This is a genomic window from Streptomyces sp. NPDC002092, from assembly GCF_053593775.1.
Map to the genome: position 1 here is coordinate 455451 of NZ_JBSFDG010000005.1, position 22610 is coordinate 478060.

15 protein-coding genes and 1 other RNA gene are annotated in these 22610 nt (G+C 71.0%); 7 read left to right on the forward strand and 9 right to left on the reverse strand.

Annotation, left to right across the window (positions count from 1 at the left end; translation table 11 throughout):
* Positions 1 to 99: 99 nt before the first annotated feature.
* The 5 genes from ssrA to ftsE form a co-directional block, all read right to left on the reverse strand.
* Positions 100 to 486: a transfer-messenger RNA gene (gene ssrA, locus ACWCRD_RS14715) on the reverse strand.
* 93 nt (positions 487 to 579) lie between these two features.
* Positions 580 to 1122, reverse strand: coding sequence for an SsrA-binding protein SmpB (gene smpB, locus ACWCRD_RS14720; RefSeq protein WP_450966239.1), 543 nt, complete (start codon positions 1120 to 1122; stop codon positions 580 to 582).
* A gap of 82 nt (positions 1123 to 1204) precedes the next feature.
* Complete coding sequence (locus ACWCRD_RS14725; protein WP_450966194.1) at positions 1205 to 2383, reverse strand: S41 family peptidase; 1179 nt, start codon at positions 2381 to 2383, stop codon at positions 1205 to 1207.
* Positions 2384 to 2450: 67 nt separating this feature from the next.
* Positions 2451 to 3371, reverse strand: coding sequence for a permease-like cell division protein FtsX (gene ftsX / locus ACWCRD_RS14730; RefSeq protein WP_450966195.1), 921 nt, complete (start codon positions 3369 to 3371; stop codon positions 2451 to 2453).
* Between the two features lie 34 nt (positions 3372 to 3405).
* A complete protein-coding gene (gene ftsE / locus ACWCRD_RS14735; RefSeq protein WP_030943440.1) occupies positions 3406 to 4095 on the reverse strand; it encodes a cell division ATP-binding protein FtsE in 690 nt (229 codons plus the stop codon).
* Between the two features lie 368 nt (positions 4096 to 4463).
* On the opposite strand from ftsE, the gene ACWCRD_RS14740 reads away from it, so the two are divergent.
* On the forward strand, positions 4464 to 4655 hold the full coding sequence (locus ACWCRD_RS14740) for a hypothetical protein (protein ID WP_016438128.1): 192 nt from the start codon (positions 4464 to 4466) through the stop codon (positions 4653 to 4655).
* Between the two features lie 105 nt (positions 4656 to 4760).
* On the opposite strand, the gene ACWCRD_RS14745 is transcribed toward ACWCRD_RS14740, so the two are convergent.
* The 4 genes from ACWCRD_RS14745 to ACWCRD_RS14760 all read right to left on the reverse strand — a co-directional run bounded on the left by ACWCRD_RS14745 (position 4761) and on the right by ACWCRD_RS14760 (position 10212).
* Complete coding sequence (locus ACWCRD_RS14745; protein ID WP_450966196.1) at positions 4761 to 5618, reverse strand: hypothetical protein; 858 nt, start codon at positions 5616 to 5618, stop codon at positions 4761 to 4763.
* Between the two features lie 293 nt (positions 5619 to 5911).
* Positions 5912 to 7015 (reverse strand): peptide chain release factor 2, encoded by a 1104-nt coding sequence (gene prfB / locus ACWCRD_RS14750; RefSeq protein ID WP_365835071.1) that lies wholly within the window; start codon positions 7013 to 7015, stop codon positions 5912 to 5914.
* A 201-nt stretch (positions 7016 to 7216) separates the two neighbouring features.
* The gene (locus tag ACWCRD_RS14755) at positions 7217 to 8458 is read right to left on the reverse strand and encodes a serine/threonine-protein kinase (protein WP_450966197.1); all 1242 of its coding nucleotides are present in this window, start codon (positions 8456 to 8458) and stop codon (positions 7217 to 7219) included.
* 113 nt (positions 8459 to 8571) lie between these two features.
* Complete coding sequence (locus ACWCRD_RS14760) at positions 8572 to 10212, reverse strand: serine/threonine-protein kinase (protein ID WP_450966198.1); 1641 nt, start codon at positions 10210 to 10212, stop codon at positions 8572 to 8574.
* Positions 10213 to 10581: 369 nt separating this feature from the next.
* Between ACWCRD_RS14760 and ACWCRD_RS14765 the strand changes: the two genes are divergently transcribed.
* From ACWCRD_RS14765 to ACWCRD_RS14790, 6 genes are all read left to right on the forward strand, one after another.
* Positions 10582 to 14034, forward strand: a complete 3453-nt coding sequence (locus tag ACWCRD_RS14765; protein ID WP_450966199.1) for an FHA domain-containing protein — start codon at positions 10582 to 10584, stop codon at positions 14032 to 14034.
* 241 nt (positions 14035 to 14275) lie between these two features.
* Positions 14276 to 15652, forward strand: a complete 1377-nt coding sequence (locus ACWCRD_RS14770) for an ABC transporter substrate-binding protein (protein WP_450966200.1) — start codon at positions 14276 to 14278, stop codon at positions 15650 to 15652.
* Between the two features lie 10 nt (positions 15653 to 15662).
* Positions 15663 to 17015: a carbohydrate ABC transporter permease gene (locus ACWCRD_RS14775; RefSeq protein WP_450966201.1), complete on the forward strand. Its 1353-nt coding sequence runs from the start codon at positions 15663 to 15665 to the stop codon at positions 17013 to 17015.
* Complete coding sequence (locus ACWCRD_RS14780; protein WP_450966202.1) at positions 17012 to 17893, forward strand: carbohydrate ABC transporter permease; 882 nt, start codon at positions 17012 to 17014, stop codon at positions 17891 to 17893. The genes ACWCRD_RS14775 and ACWCRD_RS14780 overlap by 4 nt, the downstream gene beginning before the upstream one ends.
* Positions 17894 to 18051: 158 nt before the next feature.
* The gene (locus ACWCRD_RS14785) at positions 18052 to 20259 is read left to right on the forward strand and encodes a bifunctional glycosyltransferase/CDP-glycerol:glycerophosphate glycerophosphotransferase (RefSeq protein ID WP_450966203.1); all 2208 of its coding nucleotides are present in this window, start codon (positions 18052 to 18054) and stop codon (positions 20257 to 20259) included.
* A 151-nt stretch (positions 20260 to 20410) separates the two neighbouring features.
* The gene (locus tag ACWCRD_RS14790; RefSeq protein WP_450966204.1) at positions 20411 to 22609 is read left to right on the forward strand and encodes a bifunctional glycosyltransferase/CDP-glycerol:glycerophosphate glycerophosphotransferase; all 2199 of its coding nucleotides are present in this window, start codon (positions 20411 to 20413) and stop codon (positions 22607 to 22609) included.
* Position 22610: the final 1 nt, after the last annotated feature.

Below are 22610 nucleotides of genomic sequence, written 5' to 3' on the forward strand. Positions count from 1 at the left end.
ACCCTATGGCACCTGTGTGGGATCTGTGAAGGTGTGCACGACAAGTGCACGACAAAGGCCCCGCCGCTCGGAAGCGACGGGGCCTTGGCCACATGGGATGAGTGGAGATGGCGGGAATCGAACCCGCGTCCAACGGTGCGGAATCAGGGCTTCTCCGTGTGCAGTTCGCTGCGATTTTCTCGGCCCCGGCGATCACGCGAACAAGTCGCCGACGGGCCCAGTCACTGTTTGGTTTCCCATCCGACCCCGTGACCGGGCCGAATGGTTTAGTCCCCTAGATTATGCCAGGGTCCGGGTCGGGAACATCCCCGGTCTGACACCCGTTAGGGCCTTCACTCACTGCTTATTAGGCAGCGAGGGCGAAGGCGCGGGAATCGCTCTTGGAATTGGCGATTATTGGTTGCGACATATGGTTTACGAGATCATTGCCGCTTCCTCGACACGCTTCCCCTGCTTCGACAGCCGCTGTCGAAACCGATCATCCCCATGTTGTGTTTTCAATGCTCCCACCGGGTTCAGCCGGTGTTGGTGCCATCGTACGTGACCAACGCACCTCGATGCCACCGTATTCCCGGCGTGCTACTCGCCCCGCTGCTTCCGCTTCGCCGCCGCGATCGCCCGGTCCGACTCCCGCCTGTCCTGCTTCTCCCGCAGGGTCTGGCGCTTGTCGTACTCCTTCTTGCCTCGCGCGAGGGCGATCTCGGCCTTCGCACGGCCGTCCTTGAAGTACAGGGCGAGGGGCACGATCGTGTGACCCGTCTCCTGCGCCTTGGACTCCAGCTTGTCGATCTCCTCGCGGTGCAGCAGCAGCTTGCGCTTGCGGCGCGCGGAGTGGTTGGTCCAGCTGCCCTGGTGATACTCCGGGATGTGGGCGTTGTGCAGCCACGCCTCGCCCCGGTCGATCTGGACGAAGCCGTCCGTCAGCGAGGTCCGTCCTTCGCGCAGCGACTTGACCTCGGTGCCGGTCAGCACGAGGCCGGCCTCGTAGGTGTCGACGATCGCGTAGTCGTGGCGGGCCTTCTTGTTCTGGGCGACGATCTTGCGCTTGCCGCCCTTCTCGCCGTCCCTGGCCTTCGCGGCCGCCCCGCCCTGCTTGGGCTGGGACTCCTTCGGTACGTACATTCCCTTGCTCATAGTGCCGTCCATTTTCGCACTACGCGGGGGTGTCCGGGCCAACCCTTTAACTGCTGTCCAGAACGGCTGCCTAATCGGCGTCGCCCAGGCCGTCGAGCACGGTCTCGGCCCGCTCCACGGCCGCCTGGCCCGGCGAGGTCACGTCCAGGTCGGGGGTGATGCCCCGGCCGTCGACGCTGCGGCCGGAGGGGGTGCGGTAGTGCCCGACGGTCAGTTCCGCGACGGAGCCACCGGGGAGCTGCCTCGGCATCTGGACCGAGCCCTTGCCGAAGGTGCGGGAGCCCACGACGACCGCACGGCCGCGATCCTGGAGGGCGCCGGTGAGCATCTCGGCCGCACTCATCGTCCCGCCGTCGACGAGCGCGACCAGGGGTCTGGTGGTGTCGCCACCTGGGGCGGCATGCAGGGCCTGCTGCTCGCCGTCGACGTCGTACGTGGCGACGAGGCCGCCGTCGAGGAAGGCGGAGGCGGTGGTCACGGCCTCGGTGACCAGGCCGCCGGAGTTGCCGCGCAGGTCGAGGATGATCCCGATGCCCGCGGGGGCCTGCCGTACGGCGGTGCGGACGACGTCGCCGGAGCCCTTGGTGAACGCGGCGATCCTGATCACGGTGACCCCGCCGGCGAGCTTTCGAACGGTGACCGAGTCGGTGGACAGATGCGCGCGGCGCAAGGTCTCGGTCCACGCGCGCGTGCCGCGCTGCAGGCCCAGCCGCACCGCCGTACCGGCGGCCGCGTCGGTGGCGTCGCCGCGCAGTAAGGACACGACCTCGGTGACGGGCTGCCCGTCGACCCGCTCGCCGTCGATGCTGCGCAGCCGGTCGCCCTTGCGGATCCCGGCGGCGGCCGCGGGCGAGTCGGCGGCCACCTTGGTCACCTCGATACGGCCGTCCCGCTCGCGCCTGGCCCACAGGCCGACGCCGGTGTACTGGCCGTCGAGGGCCTCCTCGAACTCCTGGTACTCGCCCTCGGAGTAGACGGCGCCCCAGCGGTCGCCGCTGCGGCTGACCGCGCGCTCGGCGGCCTCCATCGGGGACTTGCCGTCGGCCAGGGCTTCCTCGGCCGCCTTCGCCACGTCCTCGTGATGGCCGGCGGGCACGCTCGAACGGGCCGCGCCGGACGGGGATTTCCGGTCGCTCTCGGAGAAGGAGCCGGTCGCCGCGCCCGCGACGAGCACGCTCGCGAAGACCAATGTCAGGACGGCCCCGCGGCGAATGCGGCGGGGCTGGCAGAACAGGTCACGACCTGACATGCCGGTGAGTCTAGGACAACGCGAAGGGCCGCACGGCCGGTTGACCGTACGGCCCTCTTGGCATGCGTCACACCTTCAGGTACTTGCGCAGCGCGAAGAACGCGGCAAGCGCAGGCATCAGCAGACTCGTGGCGAGGATGAGCGGCAGCTTGGTCAACACCGCGTCCCAGCCGATGAAGTTGATCAGATTCAGCTTCTGGGACAGAGCCAGACCGTGGTCGATGATGAAATACCGCGCGACCACCAGGAACCCGCAGGCGACCGTCCCGCCGATGAGGCCGGCGACCGCGGCCTCCGCGATGAACGGCGCCTGGATGTAGAAGCCCGAGGCACCGACCAGGCGCATGATCCCGGTCTCGCGCCGCCGACTGAACGCGGACACGCGCACGGTGTTGACGATCAGCATCAGCGCGACGACGAGCATCAGCGCCATCACCATCCGCGCGGCCCAGTTCATGCCGTTGAGCAGCCCGAACAGATTGTCCAGAATGCCCTTTTGGTCCTGCACGGACTGGACACCGTCACGCCCGTCGAAGGCGGTCGCGATGACCTGGTACTTCTCCGGGTTCTTCAGCTTGATCCGGTACGACTCCTGCATCTGGTCCGGCGTGAGGGAACTGGCCAGCGGGGAGTCGCCGAACTGCTGCTTGTAGTGCTTGTACGCATCGTCCTGCGACTCGTAGGTGACCTTCTGGACGACCGTGGTCATCTTCTCCAGGTCGGAGAGGATCTGCTTCTTCTGGTCGTCGGTGACCGCACCCTTGGCGCAGTTGGGGTCGGACTCGGCGTCGCTCTTGTTGCAGAGGAAGATCGAGACGTTGACCTTGTCGTACCAGTAGCCCTTCATCGTGCTGACCTGGTCGCTCATCAGGAGCGACCCGCCGAACAGGGCCAGGGACAGGGCGACGGAGACGATGACCGCGAAGGTCATGGTCAGATTGCGGCGGAGACCGACACCGATCTCGGAGAGTACGAACTGTGCGCGCATGGCGACTGGTTGAGCCTTTCCGTGGACGTGGCGGTCAGTGCTGGTAGCCGTAGACGCCGCGTGCCTGGTCGCGGACGAGGCGGCCCTTCTCCAGCTCGATGACGCGCTTGCGCATCTGGTCCACGATGTTCTGGTCGTGCGTCGCCATCACCACGGTGGTGCCGGTCCGGTTGATCCGGTCGAGCAGCTTCATGATGCCGACGGAGGTCTGCGGGTCGAGGTTGCCGGTCGGCTCGTCCGCGATGAGCAGTTTGGGCCGGTTGACGAAGGCGCGCGCGATGGCCACGCGCTGCTGTTCACCACCGGACAACTCACCGGGCATCCGATCCTCTTTACCGCCCAGGCCGACCAGGTCGAGCACCTGCGGCACGGACTTGCGGATCTCGCCCTTCGACTTGCCGATGACCTCCTGCGCGAAGGCGACGTTCTCCGCCACCGTCTTGTTCGGCAGCAGCCGGAAGTCCTGGAACACCGTTCCCAACTGGCGCCGCATCTGCGGCACCTTCCAGTTGGACAGGCGCGCGAGGTCCTTGCCCAGAACGTGCACCTGACCGTGGCTGCACCGCTCCTCGCGGAGGATCAGCCGCAGAAAGGTGGACTTTCCGGAGCCCGAGGACCCCACGAGGAACACGAACTCGCCCTTCTCCACTTCCAGGGACACATCCCTGAGTGCAGGACGGGTCTGCTTGGGGTAGACCTTGGAGACGTTGTCGAATCGGATCACGGATGCACCACGGGTCGCCGGGGGTAGATGAGCGTGACCATACGCGAGTCGGGTGCACCAGCGCAGGCAGCGGTTGCGCTTGGGTGCAGGTTGTGCCCTTTTGTACGGGGCTTTGCAAGGGGCCTTGGGGGCAGCGCCGGTAAAGGGCGCGGGGCTGTATCGATATGCGGCTCCGCCGCGGGGCGCGACAAGCCCCCACTCACCCGCAGCCGCGAGACAAGCCTCACATCCCCTCTGGAGGCGCCCCCGCGCACCCTCCGGGAGGAACCCGCGCACCCTCCGGAGGAACCTGGCACAGTAGAGAGGGGAACGTTAGGCAACCACAAACCGTTCTCCCAGTGGAACGTATTCGCAAGGAGGGCGAGCGCATGACGTACGACCGGCTGGTGTGCGCAAACTGCGCGGCGCCCGTGAGCGAGGGCCGGTGCCCCGTGTGCCGTGCGAACCGCGAGCGGCTGCAGCAGGAGAACTTCTTCGCGGGACTAAACCCCATGGCGCTGATCGCACTGCTGGCAGTGCTGATCGCGGCGGTGGCGCTCCTGGCGCACCAGACCGCATAGGGCGCGTCACAGAGGCACTGAGACGCCCGAGGGGCCCGGAGCGATGCACGCTCCGGGCCCCTCGTCGTACGTCGTCGCACACATTGCGTGTGCGCACGGCTACCGTCAGGCAGCCGCACCGCCACGGCCGCCCACGAGGCGCGGCAGAATGCGGAAGCCGACGCCACCGGCGATCATGGTGGCGGCACCGATGATCAGGAAGGTCGTCTGGCCGGCACCGGTCTCGGCGAGCTGCTGACCGTTGCCCTTGGTCTGGGTCTCGGTGTTCGAGCCGGTGTCCGTGAGGACCGAGGAGCCCTGGTCCTGGGTGGAGGTGCCGGTGTTGCCATCGGGGTTGGTGTTGGAGTTGCCACCACCGTTGTGCCCGTGACCGCTGCCGTTCCCACTGCCACCCGAGTTGCCGTTGCCGCCACCCGTGGTGCTGCCGCCGGTCGTGGCACCGCCCGTGGTGTCGCCACCGGTCGTCGCACCGCCGGTCGTGTCACCGCCCGTGGTGTCGCCACCGGTCGTGGCACCGCCCGTGGTGTCGCCACCGGTCGTGTCGCCACCGGTCGTCGCACCGCCCGTGGTGTCACCGCCAGTGGTGCCGCCACCGATCACGCCACCGATCACGCCACCCGTGGTGTCACCGCCCGTGGTGTCGCCACCGGTCGTCGCACCGCCCGTGGTGTCGCCACCGGTCGTGGCACCGCCGGTGGTGTCGCCACCGGTCGTCGCACCGCCGGTCGTGCTGCCACCCGTCGTGCCGCCGGGGTCGCAGGTCGGGTCGACAACGACGTCGCACGGGCCACCGCCCGTACCCCCGGTGTCGTCGCCGCCGGTGTTGACACCCACGTTGACACCGGCCACGTTCACGTCGATACCCACCGCGGAAGCGGCACCGGCGGCGGTCAGCGAGGCACCGGCAGCGATCACTGCGCCAGCGGCTACCCGCGCGACGCGGAGCCGCGTCTTCTTCGTCATAAGGTTGCTACCCCCAGTAGCTCATCGTCATTGAGGCGGCGCTCGGGGGCCGTGATCGACGGAGGTGGCTGCGCTGCAAAATTCCCCCGGTTCACATGCGCCCCAGAGATACGCATGCCGCGCTTTACCTTTCCCATTTTTCAAAGCAACGTCAAGGGCGTTGCGTGCTCAATGTCCACTTGCGGGTCGTTTACAGCGAGTTGGAACCTGTGAGTGTGATGTAAAACCCAGACAAACAGCAACTGCCGCCCGTGGGGCGGCAGTTGTCAAGTCGACAAAGTCACTTGGCTCGGCTACTTCTCCTGCTGCTTGCGCCAGCGAATACCCGCCTCGATGAAGCCGTCGATCTCACCGTTGAATACGGCCTCGGGGTTGCCGACCTCGAATTCGGTGCGCAGGTCCTTGACCATCTGGTACGGGTGCAGGACGTACGAACGCATCTGGTTGCCCCAGGAGCTGCCGCCGTCCTTGAGGGCGTCCATCTTGGCCCGCTCCTCCTGGCGCTGACGCTCCAGCAGCTTCGCCTGGAGAACGTTCATGGCGGTGGCCTTGTTCTGGATCTGCGACCGCTCGTTCTGACAGGAGACGACGATGCCGGTGGGGAGGTGGGTGAGGCGCACCGCGGAGTCGGTGGTGTTGACGCCCTGGCCGCCGGGGCCCGAGGACCGGTACACGTCCACGCGCAGCTCGGACTCGTCGATCTCGATGTGGTCGGTCTGCTCGACCACGGGAAGCACCTCGACGCCCGCGAAGGAGGTCTGGCGGCGCCCCTGGTTGTCGAAGGGCGAGATGCGCACGAGCCGGTGGGTGCCCTGCTCGACCGAGAGGGTGCCGTAGGCATACGGCACCTGCACGGCGAAGGTGGTCGACTTGATGCCGGCCTCTTCGGCGTACGACGTCTCGATGAGCTCGGTCTTGTAGCCCTTCTGCTCCGCCCAGCGCAGATACATCCGCTGCAGCTTCTCCGCGAAGTCCGCGGCGTCGACGCCACCGGCCTCGGCGCGGATGTTGACGAGCGCCTCACGGGAGTCGTACTCACCGCTCAGGAGCGTGCGGACCTCCATCTCGTCCAGCGCCTTCTTGACGGCGGCGAGCTCGGACTCGGCCTCGGCGCGGGTGTCCGGGTCGTCCTCCTCCTCGGCCATCTCGAAGAGCACGGCGAGATCGTCGATCCGCCCGCGCAGCGCCTCGGCCTTCCTGACCTCGGCCTGCAGATGGCTCAGCTTGCTGGTGATCTTCTGCGCCTCGTCCGGGTTGTCCCACAGGGACGGCGCGGCCGCCTGCTCCTCGAGCACGGCGATGTCTGCCCTCAGCTTGTCGAGGTCCAGAACGGCCTCGATCGACTCCATGGTCGAGGAGAGGGACTTGAGCTCTTCGGATACATCGACGACTGCCACGCCTCCAGCGTAACGGCTCCGCCAAGCGAGGCGTGCCGGGCCGCTGGGCTGGGCTGGGCTGTGGCCCGGGGGTGTCGGCGCCGTCTGCTGGGGGCTGCCTCCCCCAGACCCCCGCTTTCGGCCTGAACGGCCTCGTCCTCAAACGCCGGACGGGCTGAATGATGCGGACCGGCGCCCAGAAGTGCCGCCGCCCGGGTCCTCCTACGGCGACGCCGGCGCCGAGTGCTTCGAGTCCTGCGGAGTCGCCCCCGCGTCGTCCCCCGAGGTCGCCAGCCAGGTGCCCACCCCGGCCGCCGCCACCAGCAGCGCCGCGGCCGTCCCCAGCACCATCCGGCGCCGGCGCGTCACGGCGCGGTGCCGTGCGGAACCCGGCCGCGGTGCGCCCGCCGGCCGGGGTACCCGGGCCGTGCCGCGGGCGCCGCCGGCCAGCTCGTCCGGGGCCGGGACCCTCATCGACGTATGGGTGTCCCGGTTGGAGTCGGCCGGCTTCGCGCCCGGTACCAGGGGTACCGCGCCGCGCCGTACCCGTTCGCGGGCCGGGGCCGCGGTCTCCCCGGCCGCCGGCTCCGGCTCCTCCGTCGGCTCCGTGTCCGGCTCGTCCACGTCCAGTGGCGGCATCCCCGCGACCAGCGGCAGCAGTTCCCGCAGCCGGGCGCCCAGCTCCGAGGCGCGCAGCCGGGAGGCCGGTGCCTTGGCCAGGCACTGCACCAGGAGCTGCCAGAGCTCGTCCGGGATCCCCGGGAGCGGGACCACCGTCTCCGTGACGTGACGGCGCAGCACGGCGCCGGGGTGCCCGCCGCCGAACGGGGTGAAGCCCGCCAGCAGCTCGTAGAGGACGGTCGCGAGGGCGTAGATGTCGACGGCCGCGCGTGGGGGCAGGCCCTCCACGATCTCCGGGGCCAGGTAGTCCGGGGTGCCGATGATCTTCGTCGCGCGGGTGCGGCGCGGGGAGTCGATCAGCTTGGCGACGCCGAAGTCGGTGAGGAGGGCGGGGTGCGAGCCGCCGGGGCCCAGCGGGCCCTGCATGTCGAGGAGGACATTCTCCGGCTTGACGTCGCGGTGCACCACGCCCGCCGCGTGCGCGGCAGCCAGGCCGTCCGCGACGTCGGCCACGATCGCCACCGCCGCCGCGGGCGCGAGCCGGCGTTCGCGGTCGAGGCGGGTGCGCAGGTCGGTGCCGCGGACCAGGTCCATGACCAGCGCGAGGTCGTTGCCGTCCACCACCAGGTCGCGTACGGAGACGACGTTCGGGTGGTCGAGACCGAGCAGCGCCGTGCGCTCCTGCACGAAGCGGCCGACGAGTTCCTGGTCGGACGCGAGATCCTCGCGCAGCAGCTTGATGGCGACGGGTCCCTCGGGCCCCTCGCCCAGCCACACCGTGCCGGCGCTGCCCCGCCCCAGGATCTGGTTCGCGGTGTACCGGCTGCCGATCTTCCGTGCCAAGACTGCTCCTACGGGACGCGTTGTGTCGCTAAAGCTACGCGTCCGAGGAGCCAACCTTCACCGCAGAGACGGAAATCACCCGCCAGGTGTCGACAAATCACCAAGCTCGCTGCTCAGTTGCCGCCTTTGCTGCTGACGAGGTGGCCCAGTTTCCCGATCCAGCCGCTCACGGTGCTGAACATGTCGGACAGCTGCTGCCAGTAGCTCTTGGTCGTGCCGATCCACTCCTGGAGCGGGCTCAGCTCCCAGACCAGCCAGCCCGCGACGAACAGGATGACGATCGTGAACAGGCAGCCCTTCAGACAGCCGAGCCCGGGGATCTTCATCCGGTTGGGGCTGGGCTCTCGCGACCGGCGAGGCTCACGCGCGGGCCGCTGCGGCTCCTGCGGGGGCGCGTACCGCTGGGGCTGCTGGTGCTGCGGCGGGGCGTACTGCTGCGGCTGTTGCTGCTGCGGATAGCCGTACGCCTGCTGCGGCCGCTGCTGCCGGGGGCGCTGCTGCTGCGGGCGGGCGGCCTGCCGCTGGGGACGGCGGCGCAGCGGGTCCTCGTCGGGGTCGAGGTACTGGACCTGCGTCTGCTCGTTGCGATCGCGGGCGGCGCGCAGCTGGTTCTGCCAGGGGTGCGGCTGCTCGGGCTGCTGCCCCGGCTGCCCCTGGGGCATCGGCGGCATGACGGCCGTCGGGTCCGCGGCCCCGGTGTTCGGGAGTACGGCGGTGGGGTCGGCGGCGCCCGGTGCGCCGCCGGTGTGGGGCAGGAAGCTGGTCGCCGCGTTCGGGTCGTACGAGCCCGCCCCGTGCTGCAGGACCTGCGTGGGGTCGGCCGAGCCGGGGACGGCGGCCGGCATCGGGTCGGGGGCCAGCAGGGCGCCGACGGCCTCCGCGGCGGCGATCTGCGCGGCGTTCGCGTGCACACCGACGCCCTCGGCGACGACGCGCAGGGCGCGCGCGAGGTTCTCGGCGCTGGGCCTGTCGTCCGGGTTCTTGCGCAGACAGCGCTCTATGACCGTCCAGAGCGGGTCCGGAACCGTGGACGGGCGGCGCGGCTCGGCGCTCAGGTGCTGGTGCAGTACTTCCAGGGCCGATCCGCCGCCGAACGGGGGACGCCCGGTGACCAGCTCGTACATCAGGATGCCGGCGCCGTAGATGTCGACGGCGGAGGTCTGCGGGCGGCCCTCGGCGGACTCCGGTGCGATGTACGCGGGCGTGCCGACGAACTCGTGGGTGCGGGTCAGGCCCGGGGAGTCGGCCAGGCGGGCGATGCCGAAGTCGGTGAGCATCGGGTGCATCTGGCCGCCGTCCTGCTTGAGCAGGACGTTGGCGGGCTTCAGGTCGCGGTGCACCACGCCGTCGGCGTGGCTGGCGGCGAGTGCGTCGGCGATCTGGGCAGTGAGGAGGGATGCGGCCACCGGGCTGAAGGGGCCGTTCTCGCGCAGGTAGCGGTGCAGGTCGGGGCCCTCGACGAGGTCCATGACCAGGGCCAGCAGATCGCCCTCCACGACCAGGTCGCGGACCCGGACGATGTTCGGGTGGGTCAGGCGCAGCAGCACGGAGCGCTCTCTGAGGAAGCGCATCACGATGTCCGCGTCGTTCGCGAGCTCTTCCTTCAGGACCTTGATCGCGACGGTCTCGCCGGGCTGACCGGGCACGGCGGCCTCGGCCCCCGCGGTCTCTCGCTGGCGGGCCCGCCAGACGGTGCCCGTGGCGCCGCGCCCGAGCGGCTCCTCGAGCAGGTACTTGCTGCCTACCGGCCGCACGTCATGTGCTCCCTGCTGCTTGCTTACCGTTCCGACCCACTGTAATGCCGCTGTGCGCGGCACCGACCTGTCGCCGTCCCAGCGTCTTACGTATGCCTCCCCGTGCATGTTCGAAGGAAAGACGCTCGACTTGGCCCGTCGGTTGCCCGAAGCAGACGTGACCGATCTCAAGCGGTCGCCGGTAAGTCAACTGTCAGGCACTTTTGCGGGCAGAGCCGACCAATCAAGATCACTTGCCTCCGAGCGGCGGGCGTGTTGTCAGTGGCAGGTGCGAGGATGCCTTGAGTACCAGTACTGGCCGATGTGCTCGTGTGGGGTGGGGGTAGTCCGCGCCCGCGCAGACCCGCGCAGAAGGGACCGCTGACGGCGATGCAGATCCGGCTGACCGTCGTAGACCCCCTGGGCCCGCCCGATCGCGTGCGGGGCCGCACGGCGAGCTGTGACGTACTGGTCACGGCGCCCGCCGGCACGGCTCTGGCCGCGGTGGCGTCGGCACTGGCCTCGGCGGTCGCGGGCGACGCGAGCGCCTCGGCCTCCGGCGGCGCGGTGGTGCTGTACGCGGGCGCGGAGCGCCTGGACGACCGCCGCAGCACGCTCGGCGAGCCCCCGTTGATCGACGGCGCGGTGCTCTCCCTGGGCGCCCCCGCCGAGCCGGAGCCGCACCCCGAGCTGGACGACGCCCCCACCCAGCTGCATGTCGTCGCAGGTCCGGACGCGGGCGGCGTGCATCTCCTGCACGGCGGCGAGATCCGTATCGGCCGCTCCGCCGACGCCGACGTCCCGCTCGACGACCCGGACGTCTCCCGCCTCCACTGCGCGGTCACGGTCGCCGCGGACGGCCAGGTCTCGGTCGCCGACCTCGACTCCACGAACGGCACGACCCTGGACGGCACCCGTCTGAGCACCCGCCCGGTGCGCTTCACCCCGGGCGCCCTGCTCCGTATCGGCGAGTCGGCGCTGCGGGTTGCTCCGGCCGGGGGACCGGGCGCGCGGGTGCCGACGGCGCCGGACGGCGAAGGGCACGTCCGGGTGACCTCCGGCGGCGAGCGGGAGCCGGCGGCCGCCGACGCGACACCGGCGGCCCCTGGGAGTGGCACCCCGGCGCCCGAAGCGACGCTTCACGCACGCGTGGCCGACGGCGGCGACGCCACGCCCTCGCGCGGCATGCCCTCCGCCCAGGGACACGGCTCCGCCGAAGCGCCGCTGGTGCCCGAGCAGGGCGGCGCACCGCGGATGGAGATGGGGCCCGCAGGACCATCCGCAGCGGGCGGCGACACGCACGCAGGCCACTTCGGCGCGGTCGTATGGGAGTCACCGGAGGGCACGGACGCCCCCGAGAGCGGCCGCCGCAAGGGAACCCCGCTCCGCGGGACCGACGTGCCACCTGGCCTGCGCAGGCGCGGAGGGCTGTCCGCATGGGCACGCCGGCTGGCCGGCGGCCGCGGCGAGCAGGCCACGGCCGAGCATGAGGCGTACGCCGAGGAGGACGGCCCGGACCCGACGGCGGGGCCCGCCCCCCGCACCGGCCCCCTGCTCCCGGAGACCTGGCCCGACCCGGCGGTACTGCTGCTGACGGCGCTCGGCCCCGGCCCCCGGCTGTGGGAGCGCGGGCCGGGGCACCCGGAGGCGCTCACGGTGCGGCTCGGCACCGCGGACCGGGCGGCGCCCGACGGCTCCGGGCTGCTGCCCGCGGTACCGGTGACCGCGGATCTGCGCGAGGCCGGGGCGCTGGGCCTGGCCGGTCCGCGCACCCGGCTGTCCGGGCTGGCCCGTGCGGTGCTGGCCCAGCTGGCCGCGCTGCACTCGCCCGAAGCCCTGGAGATCGTCCTGATCGCCGCGGACCGCTCCCGCCCCCTGGAGGAGCGCACCGCGGAATGGTCCTGGCTCGGCTGGCTCCCCCACCTGCGCCCCGGCCACGGCCAGGACTGCCGTCTCCTGCTCGCCTACGACCGCGAACAGGCCACGGCCCGCACCGACGAGCTGCTGCGGCGCCTGGAGGACCAGCAGACGGAGGCACGGCACGGAACAGGGCCGGCGCCCGGCACCCCCGACGTCCACTCCCAGGCCCGCAGGCCCTCCTGGGCCCGGACGGACGACGGCGGAGAGGAGCCGGGCGGCTTCCCCGGGCCGTACACCGTGGTCGTCGTGGACGGCGACCCCGGAGGCGCCGCGGTGCGGGAGGCGGTGGCGCGGCTGGCGCTGGAGGGGCCGCGGGCCGGGATACATGTCGTCTGCCTCGCCGAGACGGTGTCGGCCTCGCCCGCGTCACCGGTGACGGAGACGTACGAGGCGGCGTGCACGGTGGCACCGGCCTTCCGGGACTGCGGCGCGGTCGCGCTGCTGAGCGGGGACGTGGCGACGGCGCTGCGACTGATGCGGGTGGCGCGGACCGGTTCCGCAGTCCCCGGAGGCGGGGCCGCGGACCGCCCGCCGACACCGGCGGACCCGGCCGTCCGCCCGGATGCGGCGTCACCGGCCGACACACACACCATGCCCAGGCCCCTGCCCGCACCCATGACCACGGCCACCGCCCACCCGCACCCCGGCCCCATAGGCCCCGGCACCGTGGCCGCCGTGGACGCCGTCTCGCTCGCCTGGGCCGAGCGGTTCGCGCGGGCGCTGGCGCCGCTCAGGACGGACGGTTCCGGGACCGAGCAGCACGCACGCGTGTCCGTGCCGTTGCCCCAAGCGGCCCGGCTGCTGGACGAGTTGGGGCTCGCGCGGGCCACCCCGGCGTCGCTGATGGCGCGTTGGGCGGACGCGGCGGACGACGCGGAGTCGCTCGGCGGGCGGGCCTGGGCCGTGCTCGGCGCCGGTCCGCGCGGCCCGGTCGGCGCGGACCTCGCGGCCGACGGCCCGCACCTGCTGATCGAGGGCCCCGCGGGCAGCGGTCGTACGGAGCTGCTGCGGGCCGTGGTCGCCTCGCTGGCCGCGGCCGAGCGCCCCGACCGGCTGGGCATCGTCCTGATGGACGGCCGGGACAGCGTGAGCGCCGGGGGTGCCACCTCCGGGGGCGGCGACGGCCTGCGGGTCTGCACGGACGTCCCGCACGTGACGACCCACCTCACCGCCAACGACCCCGTCCGGATGCGGGAGTTCGCGCAGTCCCTGAGCGCCGAGCTGAAGCGCCGCGCCGAGTTGCTGGGCCGCTCCACCTTCGCCGAGTGGCACACCGGCCGGGAGCTGTCGGGCCGCATGGTGGCCCAGCGGGCGACCGGTACGACCGCAACCGGCGACCTGGACTCCCCGCCCAGCTCGACCATACGGCTGCGTCCGGGAACGGCACGCCGGCAGACCGAAGCGGCACCGCCCCTCCCCCGGCTGGTGGTGGTCGTGGACGACCTGGACGCCCTGGTCTCCCCGGCCCTCGGCTCACCGGGCCGCCCGGCCGCGGGCTCGGTGATGCGGGCGCTGGAGGCGGTGGCCCGCGAGGGCGGGCGACTCGGCGTCCACCTGGCGGCCGCAACCGCCCCCGGCGGCCGTACGGCGGACACGGAACCCGCCCGGAAGGCCACCCTCCGGGTGACCCTCGACGCCCCGGGCACCGGCCCTGACGACCCGGCACCGGGCCGCGGCAGCCTGACCCGCCCCGACGGCCGGACCACCCCCTTCCAGGGCGGCCGCGTCACGGGCCGCATCCCCCGCACGGCCACCCTCCGCCCCACGGTCGTCCCCCTGGACTGGCAGCGCATGGGCGATCCCCCGACCCGCAGACCCGTACGAGAACTGGGCAACGGCCCGACGGACCTGGCGTTGCTGGCCAGCGCACTGGAACGGGCGGCACGGGAGGTCTCGGCGACGGAAGTCCCGTCACTGCTCTAGTACCGGTGAGTAGATCCAGCCCGTCCGGCGTTTGAGGACGAGGCCGTTCAGGCCGATAGCGGGGGCCTGGGGGCGGCAGCCCCCAGCAGCGGTCACACCAATGCCGGACGCCTGGTCACGAGGCGGTCACGATCCCCCGGTTGACAGCGGACGCGCACTTGCCGACCCCATCCCGCAGGCGTAGACCAGATCACACGGGACAGCGCTCGACGTTCGACGAAGAACGGAGAACGGGGCAGTGATGCGCAGCACGAGCAGCAAGAACCGGACACACAGGGCCGCCAAATCCGCGTCCGCGCTCCTCGCGGCAGCACTCGCGCTGGCGCTCACGGGCTGCGGCGGGAGCGGCGACAAGAGCAGCGACGGCGGTGGCAGCTCGGGAGGCTCCGGCTCCGTCAAGCTGCCCAAGCTGAACGGCCAGACGCTCGAGGTGGCAGCGGTGTGGACCGGCGCCGAGCAGGACAACTTCATGAAGGTCATGGACGAGTTCAAGAAGCGCACCGGCGCGAAGGTCAACTTCGTGCCGACGGGCAACAACACCTCCACGTTCCTCGGTACCAAGATCCAGGGCGGCCAGCCGCCGGACGTCGCGTTCCTGCCGCAGGTCGGCGTGTTGCACCAGTTCGCGGACAAGGGCTGGCTCAAGCCGCTCGGCGCGGACGCCAAGGCCCAGTTGGACAAGAACTTCAGCAAGGGCTGGGTCGACCTCGGCGCCTGGAAGGGCAAGCAGTACGGCGTCTACGCCAAGGCCGCCAACAAGTCCCTGGTCTGGTACAACACCAAGGCCTTCGAGGCGGCGGGCATCACGCAGACGCCGAAGACCTGGAAGGACTTCCTCAAAACCGCGCAGACGCTGTCGGACGCCGGCTCGCCCGCCGTGTCGATCGGCGGCGCGGACGGCTGGACGCTCACCGACTGGTTCGAGAACGTCTATCTCTCCCAGGCGGGCCCCGAGAAGTACGACCAGCTGGCCGCGCACAAGATCAAGTGGACGGACCCGTCCGTCAAGGACGCCCTCACCACGCTCGCCCAGCTCTGGGGCAAGAACGACCTGATCGCGGGCGGTACCAAGGGCGCGCTGAACACGGAGTTCCCGAAGTCGGTCACACAGACCTTCTCCGGCTCCTCCCCGGCGGCGATGGTCTTCGAGGGTGACTTCGTGGCCGCGAACATCAACGGCGACACCAAGGCGAAGCTGGGCACGGACGCGAAGGTCTTCCCGTTCCCGGCGGTCGGCTCCCAGGCCCCCGTGGTCAGCGGCGGCGACGTGGCCGTGGCGCTGAAGGACAACAAGGGCGCCCAGGCGCTGCTGACGTTCCTGGCCTCCACCGACGCGGCGGAGATCTGGGCGGCGCAGGGCGGCATCCTCTCCCCGAACAAGGAGATGGACCAGTCCAAGTACAAGGACGCGATCACGGCGCAGATCGCCAAGCAACTCCTCGCGGCCGGTGACAACTTCCGCTTCGACATGTCCGACCAGGCCCCGGCCGCCTTCGGTGGCACGGCCGGCATCGGCGAGTGGAAGGACCTGCAGGACTTCCTGAGGAACCCGAAGGACGTCGCCGGCGCCCAGCAGAAGCTGGAGGCCGACGCGGCCAAGGCGTACGCGGCCGGCTGACGGCGCGGCCATGACGTCCGTAGCGAACTCGACGGGGGGCGCCGGCGCGCTGCCGACGCCCTCCGTCTCGCCGCGCAAGAGCGTCACGGGGACCCGGCTGTGGGTGGCGGTGCTGTTTCTGCTGCCCGCGTTCGTGCTCCTCGGGGCGCTCGTGGTCTACCCGATCGGGTACTCGGTCTGGCGCAGTCTCTACGACGCCGACGGCTCCGGTTTCGTCGGGCTGAAGAACTACAGCGACATCTTCAGCAACGACGCCACTCTGACCGCCGTGCGCAACACCGCGATCTGGGTGGCGGTCGCGCCCGCCGTCGTCACCGCACTGGGTCTGATCTTCGCCGTGATGACCGAACGGGTGCGCTGGGGCACGGCGTTCAAGCTGATCGTCTTCATGCCGATGGCGATCTCGATGCTCGCGGCCGGGATCATCTTCCGTCTCGTCTACGAGCAGGATCCCAACCTGGGCGCCGCCAACGCGGTCGCCAAGTCCATCCACGACACGTTCGTCTCCTCGTCGGTGTATCCGGGTGCGCGGCCGAACGAGACGGCGACCGATCTCAGGCCGTCCGGCGGCGGCTCGTTCACCACGACCGGCACCGTGAAGGCGGGCACCCCGGCCCTGCTCCCGCTGGTCGGCATCGCGCCCAACAGGCTGCCCGGCACCCCCGAGAACGCGAGGACGGCGAGCGGTCCGGGTGTCACCGGCACCGTCTGGCTGGACTTCAAGCTGGGCGGTGGCGGTACGAAGGGAAAGGTCGATCCGGGTGAGAAGGCGCTGAAGGGCGTCAAGGTGGAGGCTGTGAAGGGCGGCAAGGTGGTCGCCTCCGCGAAGAGCGGCGCCGACGGCACCTTCACCCTGCCGGCCGCGGCCGACGGGGCCCGACTGCGGCTGCCCGCCTCGAACTTCTCGGCTCCGTACAACGGCATCGACTGGCTCGGCCCCACGCTGGTCACCCCGGCCATCATCGGCGCGTACGTGTGGATGTGGGCGGGCTTCGCGATGGTGCTGATCGCGGCGGGCCTGGCGGGCGTGGACCGCAATCTGCTGGAGGCGGCCCGGGTGGACGGCGCCAACGAGTGGCAGGTCTTCAGAAGGGTCACGGTCCCACTGCTCGCACCGGTCCTGGTGGTCGTCCTCATCACGCTGATGATCAACGTGATGAAGATCTTCGACCTGGTCTACATCATCGCCCCGCAACCCAGTCAGGACGACGCCAACGTCCTTGCCCTGCAGCTGTTCCTGTCGTCCTTCGGCGGCGGCGGCAACGAGGGCGTCGGCAGTGCGATCGGCGTCATCCTGCTGCTGCTCGTGCTGCCGGTGATGTTCGTGAACATCCGCCGGCTGAGGAAGGAGCGTCAGCGGTGAGCGCCCTCGACACGACCGTGCGCGCCAAGCGCTCCCTCGCCACGCGGGTGGCGAGCGGAGCGGCGGGCGGGGTGATGCGGATCTTCCTGATCCTGGTCGCCCTGTTCTGGCTGGTTCCGACCTTCGGCCTGCTGGTCTCCTCGTTCCGCGACCCGACCGACATCGCCACCTCGGGCTGGTGGAAGGTGTTCACCGCGCCGAGCCAACTGACCGCCAAGAGCTACCAGTCGCTCCTGGAGAAGGACGCGATCACCCACGCGCTGTTCAACACGGTCTGGATCACCGTGCCGGCCACGCTTCTCGTGGTGCTGCTCGGCGCGATGGCCGGATACGCCTTCGCCTGGATGGACTTCAAGGGCCGCGACTGGTGGTTCCTGGTCGTGGTGGCGCTGCTGGTCGTGCCGGTCCAGGTGGCCCTGATCCCGCTCGCCGATCTCTTCGGCAAGATCGGGATCTTCGGCGACATCATCGGTGTGGTCCTCTTCCACGTCGGCTTCGGACTGCCGTTCGCGATCTTCCTGCTCAGGAACTTCTTCGCCGAGATCCCGCGGGAACTCCTGGAGGCGGCACGGCTGGACGGCGCCGGCGAGACCCGGCTGTTCCTCACCGTCGTCATGCCCCTGGGCGCGCCCGCGATCGCGTCGCTCGGCATCTTCCAGTTCCTGTGGGTGTGGAACGACATGCTGGTGGCTCTGGTGTTCTCGAACGCGGAGTCGCAGCCGCTGACGGTCGCCCTGCAGCAGCAGGTACGGCAGTTCGGCAACAACATCGACGTACTGGCGCCCGGCGCGTTCATCTCGATGGTGATCCCACTGGTCGTGTTCTTCGCGTTCCAGCGGCAGTTCGTCTCGGGGGTCATGGCGGGCGCCGTCAAATAGTCCTGGAGAACAACGCGCCGCGGGGGGTGGGACGTTACGGTCCCGCCCCCTTCCGTTCACCCAAGGTCCCCCGTATGCCGCAGCCGGCGTAACCAAGTCACTCCATCGGCCGTTCCCGGGCAAGGCCCCGTCGTCCGCGCCGACCCCATGGATGTGCCTTGCCCAGGTTCAGTGTCATCGTCCCCGCGTACAAGGTTCAGGCATATCTGCACGAATGCCTGGAATCGGTGCTGTCGCAGTCGTATCCCGATCTCGAACTGATCGCCGTCGACGACTGCTCCCCGGACGCGAGCGGCGCGATCATCGACGAGTTCGCGGCCCGCGACCCCCGCGTGCAGCCCCTGCACCTGACCGAGAACCAGGGTCTGGGCCACGCCCGCAACGCGGGCCTCGCGCGGGCGAGCGGCGACTACCTGGTCTTCCTGGACGGCGACGACACGCTCACCCCGCACGCCCTGCGCGCCATCGCCGACCGCCTCAAGGAGACGGGCGAGCCGGACGTCGTGGTCTACGACTACGCGCGCACCTACTGGTCGGGCGAGACAGTCCGCAACGTCGTCGCCGACCAGCTCGCCGAGCAGGGCCCGGCGCCCTTCCGCCTGGAGGACCGCCCGGGCCTGCTGAAGCTGCTGATGGTGGCCTGGAACAAGGCGTACCGGCGGGAGTTCGTCGAACGCGAGGGCTTCGCCTTCCCGCCCGGCTACTACGAGGACACCCCGTGGACGTTCCCGGTGCTGATGGCCGCGGAGTCCATCACGACCCTCGACCGGGTGTGCGTGCACTACCGGCAGCGCCGCCAGGGCAGCATCCTCTCCACCGCCAGCCGTAAGCACTTCGACCTCTTCGAACAGTACGACCGTGTCTTCGCGTTCCTCGACGCACACCCCCGACTCGCCCGCTGGCGGCCGCTGTTGTTCCGCCGCATGGTCGAGCATGTGACGAAGGTGTTCGCCCGCCGCGACCGGCTGCCGCGCGGTTCGCGCGCCGAGTTCCTGCGCAAGGCCCGCGCCCACTACCGCCGTTACCGCGTCCCAGGACCGCCCCTCCCGCTGGGTTCCCGGCTGCGCCACACCCTGGTCCGCTGGGGCCTGCACCGCACCTACCGCTCGCTGCAGCTGGCGGCGGCCCTGCACCGCAGGACGGTCAAGCTCTCCGTCAAACTCCTGCGCACCGCGAGGGCGACGGCGCTGCGTCTGCACTACCGCTTCCAGCTGCGGCTGCCCCTGCGCGCCGACCGCGCCGCCTTCACCGCGTACGACGGCCACGAGCAGGGCTGCAACCCGGGCGCCCTGGAGGAGGCCTTCCGCACCTTCGCGCCGCACATCCGCACGACCTGGCTCCCCCGGCCCGACACGGCCGCGTACTGGACGGCCCTGGCCCGCTCGAAGTACCTCGTCAGCGACACCGGCTTCGAGCCCCGCCTGGTCAAGCGGCCCCAGCAGATCCTGGTGCAGACCCTGGAGGGCACCCCGCTCGGGCACGCGGGCCTCGACCTCCAGGAGCGCCCGGCCGCGGCGCGCGGCCTGGACTTCGAAGGGCTCCTCGACGACGTCGACAAATGGGACTACGTCCTGTCGGCGAACCGCCACTCCACCCTCACCTGGGAGCGGGTCTACCCGGGCGGCTACACCACGCTCGAATACGGCTCCCCGCGCAGCGACGTGTTCCAGAAGGCCACGTCGAACGACGTCACCCGGCTCCGCGAGTCCCTCGGCATCCCCGAGGACTGCGTCGCGGTCCTGTACGCCCCCGCCCGCCGCGACCACTGCCGCACCCAGCGCTCCCCCCTGGACCTGGAACGCGTCCTGCGCCGCCTGGGCCCCCGCTATGTCGTCCTTGCCCGCACCCACGGCCCCGTACCGCAGAGCGCCCGGATCATCGACGTGACCGGCCACCCCGAAGTCGAGTCCCTCTGCCTGGCCTCGGACGTCCTGCTCACCGACTACTCGTCCCTGATGTTCGACTACGCGGGCCTGGACCGCCCGATCGTGCTCCACTCCGCCGACGACGACCGGGCGGCGTACGAGGCGGCCCGCGGCACCTACTTCGACGTGCGCGCCTTCCCGCCGGGCGCGGTCGCCCGCAGCGAGGACGAGCTGATCGACATCTTCGCCACCGGCCACTGGCGCGGCTCCCGCTCGACCCAGCTGCGGACCGCGTTCCGCGAGCGCTTCTGCCCGTACGACGACGGACGCGCCGCCGAGCGCGTCGTACGCCGTGTCGTCCTGGGCGAAACCGACCTGCCGCCGGTGACCCCGCTCGCCGAGCGCCACCCCGTCCCCTCCGCGGCAGCGGCCCTCGCGCGCTCCCCGCAGGCGACCGTGCCGCAACCCGGCGGTCCGCTGACCGTCACCGACAGCCTCTGAACGCCGTTCTCACTCCGGGGAGTTCGCATGCCCTCCAGCCCGTCGCGGCCCACACCGAGCCGGCCCTCCACCTGGCGTCCCACAGGGCGGCCGGGACGCCACGGCTGAGACGTACCCGGGTCCCCGCACGACCATCGACAGAAAGAGCAGCATGCCCCGCTTCAGCATCATCGTCCCGTCCCATGGGGTGGCAGGCCGGCTGTCCCAGGCGCTGGACTCCGTGCTCGCGCAGTCCTTCGGCGACTTCGAGCTGATCCCGGTCTGCGACGGCCCCGGCACGCCCGCCGCGGACGTCGTCGACGGATACGCCGAGCGGGACTCCCGGGTGACCACGGTGCACTCGCCGCCCACGGCCGGTCTGTCCGGGGCGCGCAACACCGGGATGCGGGCGGCGACCGGCGCCTATCTGCTGTTCCTCGACTGCGACGACGCCCTCGTCCCCGGGGCGCTGGCGGCGCTGGACGCACGCCTGGCCGAGACGGGTGACGTGGACGTCCTCTACGTCGAGCACGAGCGGGTGCCCTGGTGGGAGGGCGAGCCGACCAATCCGGCCGCGCTGCTCCTGCCGAAGACACCGGCAGGCGCCTTCTCCCCCGACGAGGTGCCCGAGCTGACGGGCGTGCAGCTGCCGGCGTGGAGCGCCGCCTACCGCAGGGCCTTCCTGGTCGAGCAGCGCATCGGCTTCCCCGACGGCCACTTCACCGATGTGGGCTTCGGCGGGCTGGTCGCGCTGGCGGCCGAGAAGGCCGCGGTGCTGCGCCAGGTCGTCGTACGGCATCTGGTGCGCAGACAGGGCAGCCGGCTCGCCCTTCCCGGCGAGCACCACCTCGAACTCCTCGCCCAGACCGATCTGGTCCTCACCCGCGCCGCCGAACTGGACCTGCCGGGCGACCGGCTGAACGCGCTGTTCGAGCAGCTCTTCGCCGCCGTGCTGAAGACCGCCGCCCACCCCAGGCGGCTGTCCGGCAGGCGCCGCGCCTTCTTCCGCATGGCGAGCACGCTGTACCGCCGGCACCGCCCCGTCGGCCACCGGACCCCGCCCGGCAGCCTCGGCCTGCAGCACCGGCTGCTGGCGGCCGGGGCGTACACGGCGTTCCGGGCCCTGCGGGAGGCCAACCAGGCGGCGGTGAAGGCGGCCGAGCGGCTGCCGCGGCCCCACATGGTGCGCACCCGCCTGCGGTACGCACGCAATCTGCGCCGCCCGCTGGACCCCGATCTCGTCGTCTACTGCGCCTATTGGGGCCGCGGTTATGCCTGCAACCCGGCCGCGATCCACGCCAAGGCACTCGAACTCGCCCCGCATCTGCGCTCGGTGTTCCTGGTCGAACCGGACCAGGAGCACACCATGCCGGAGGGCATCGAGTACGCGGTCATCGGCAGCACCAAGTACTGGGACGTGCTGGCCGCCGCCAAGTACCTCGTCAACAACGCCAACTTCGCGGACGCCGTCGTCAAGCGCCCCGGCAGCGTCCACCTGTCGACCCAGCACGGCACCCCGCTGAAGAAGATGGGCGTCGACCAGGCGACCTATCCCGTGGTGGCCGCGGCGACCGGCAGCTTCGCCAAGCTGCTGGCCCGTATCGACCGCTGGGACTACAACCTCACCTCCAACCGCCACTCCACCGAGATGTGGGAACGGGCCTTCCCCGCCGCCCACGAGACGCTCGAGTACGGCTATCCGCGCAACGACGTGTACTACACGGCGACGGCGGACGACGTGGCCCGCATCCGGCGGGAGCTCGGGGTCCCCGAGGGGAAGACGGCCGTCCTGTACGCGCCCACGCACCGCGACTACCACACGGGCTTCGAGACGGGCCTGGACCTGGAGGCCTTCTGCGAGGAGGTGGGCGAGGACGTGGTCGTGCTGCTGCGCGCCCACTACTTCTACGACCAGGGCTCGGCGCGGAGCACCGGCCGGATCATCGACGTGACCGCGCACCGCTCCTCGGAGGACGTGTGCCTGGCCGCGGACGCCCTGATCACCGACTACTCGTCGATCATGTTCGACTACGCCAACCTGGACCGGCCCGTCGTGGTGTACGCCGACGACTGGGACGTCTACCGGGAGACCCGGGGCGTCTACTTCGACCTGATGGAACACCCGCCGGGGCCGGTGGCCCGCACGCCTCAGGAGCTGGCCCGGGTCTTCCGCGACGGCGCCTGGGCGTCAGAGGAGTCGACGGCGGCACGGGCGGCCTTCCGTGAGCGGTTCTGCCAGTTCGACGACGGACGCGCCGCCGAGCGGGTCGTACGCCGGGTGCTGCTGGGCGAACCGCCCGAGTCGATCCCGCCCGTGATCCCGCTCGCCGAGCGCACCCCGGCCCCGGTCCCCGCCCTTGTGAGGAACTGAA

What these genes read in the sequence shown, in the direction of transcription:
- ACWCRD_RS14725 (WP_450966194.1), bottom strand. Translation starts at nt 2,383, where the DNA reads ATGTCAGGTCGTGACCTGTTCTGCCAGCCCCGCCGCATTCGCCGCGGG.
- smpB (WP_450966239.1), bottom strand. Translation starts at nt 1,122, where the DNA reads ATGTACGTACCGAAGGAGTCCCAGCCCAAGCAGGGCGGGGCGGCCGCG.
- ACWCRD_RS14745 (WP_450966196.1), bottom strand. Translation starts at nt 5,618, where the DNA reads ATGACGAAGAAGACGCGGCTCCGCGTCGCGCGGGTAGCCGCTGGCGCA.
- ACWCRD_RS14790 (WP_450966204.1), top strand. Translation starts at nt 20,411, where the DNA reads ATGCCCCGCTTCAGCATCATCGTCCCGTCCCATGGGGTGGCAGGCCGG.
- ACWCRD_RS14775 (WP_450966201.1), top strand. Translation starts at nt 15,663, where the DNA reads ATGACGTCCGTAGCGAACTCGACGGGGGGCGCCGGCGCGCTGCCGACG.
- ACWCRD_RS14765 (WP_450966199.1), top strand. Translation starts at nt 10,582, where the DNA reads ATGCAGATCCGGCTGACCGTCGTAGACCCCCTGGGCCCGCCCGATCGC.
- ACWCRD_RS14740 (WP_016438128.1), top strand. Translation starts at nt 4,464, where the DNA reads ATGACGTACGACCGGCTGGTGTGCGCAAACTGCGCGGCGCCCGTGAGC.
- ACWCRD_RS14770 (WP_450966200.1), top strand. Translation starts at nt 14,276, where the DNA reads ATGCGCAGCACGAGCAGCAAGAACCGGACACACAGGGCCGCCAAATCC.
- ftsX (WP_450966195.1), bottom strand. Translation starts at nt 3,371, where the DNA reads ATGCGCGCACAGTTCGTACTCTCCGAGATCGGTGTCGGTCTCCGCCGC.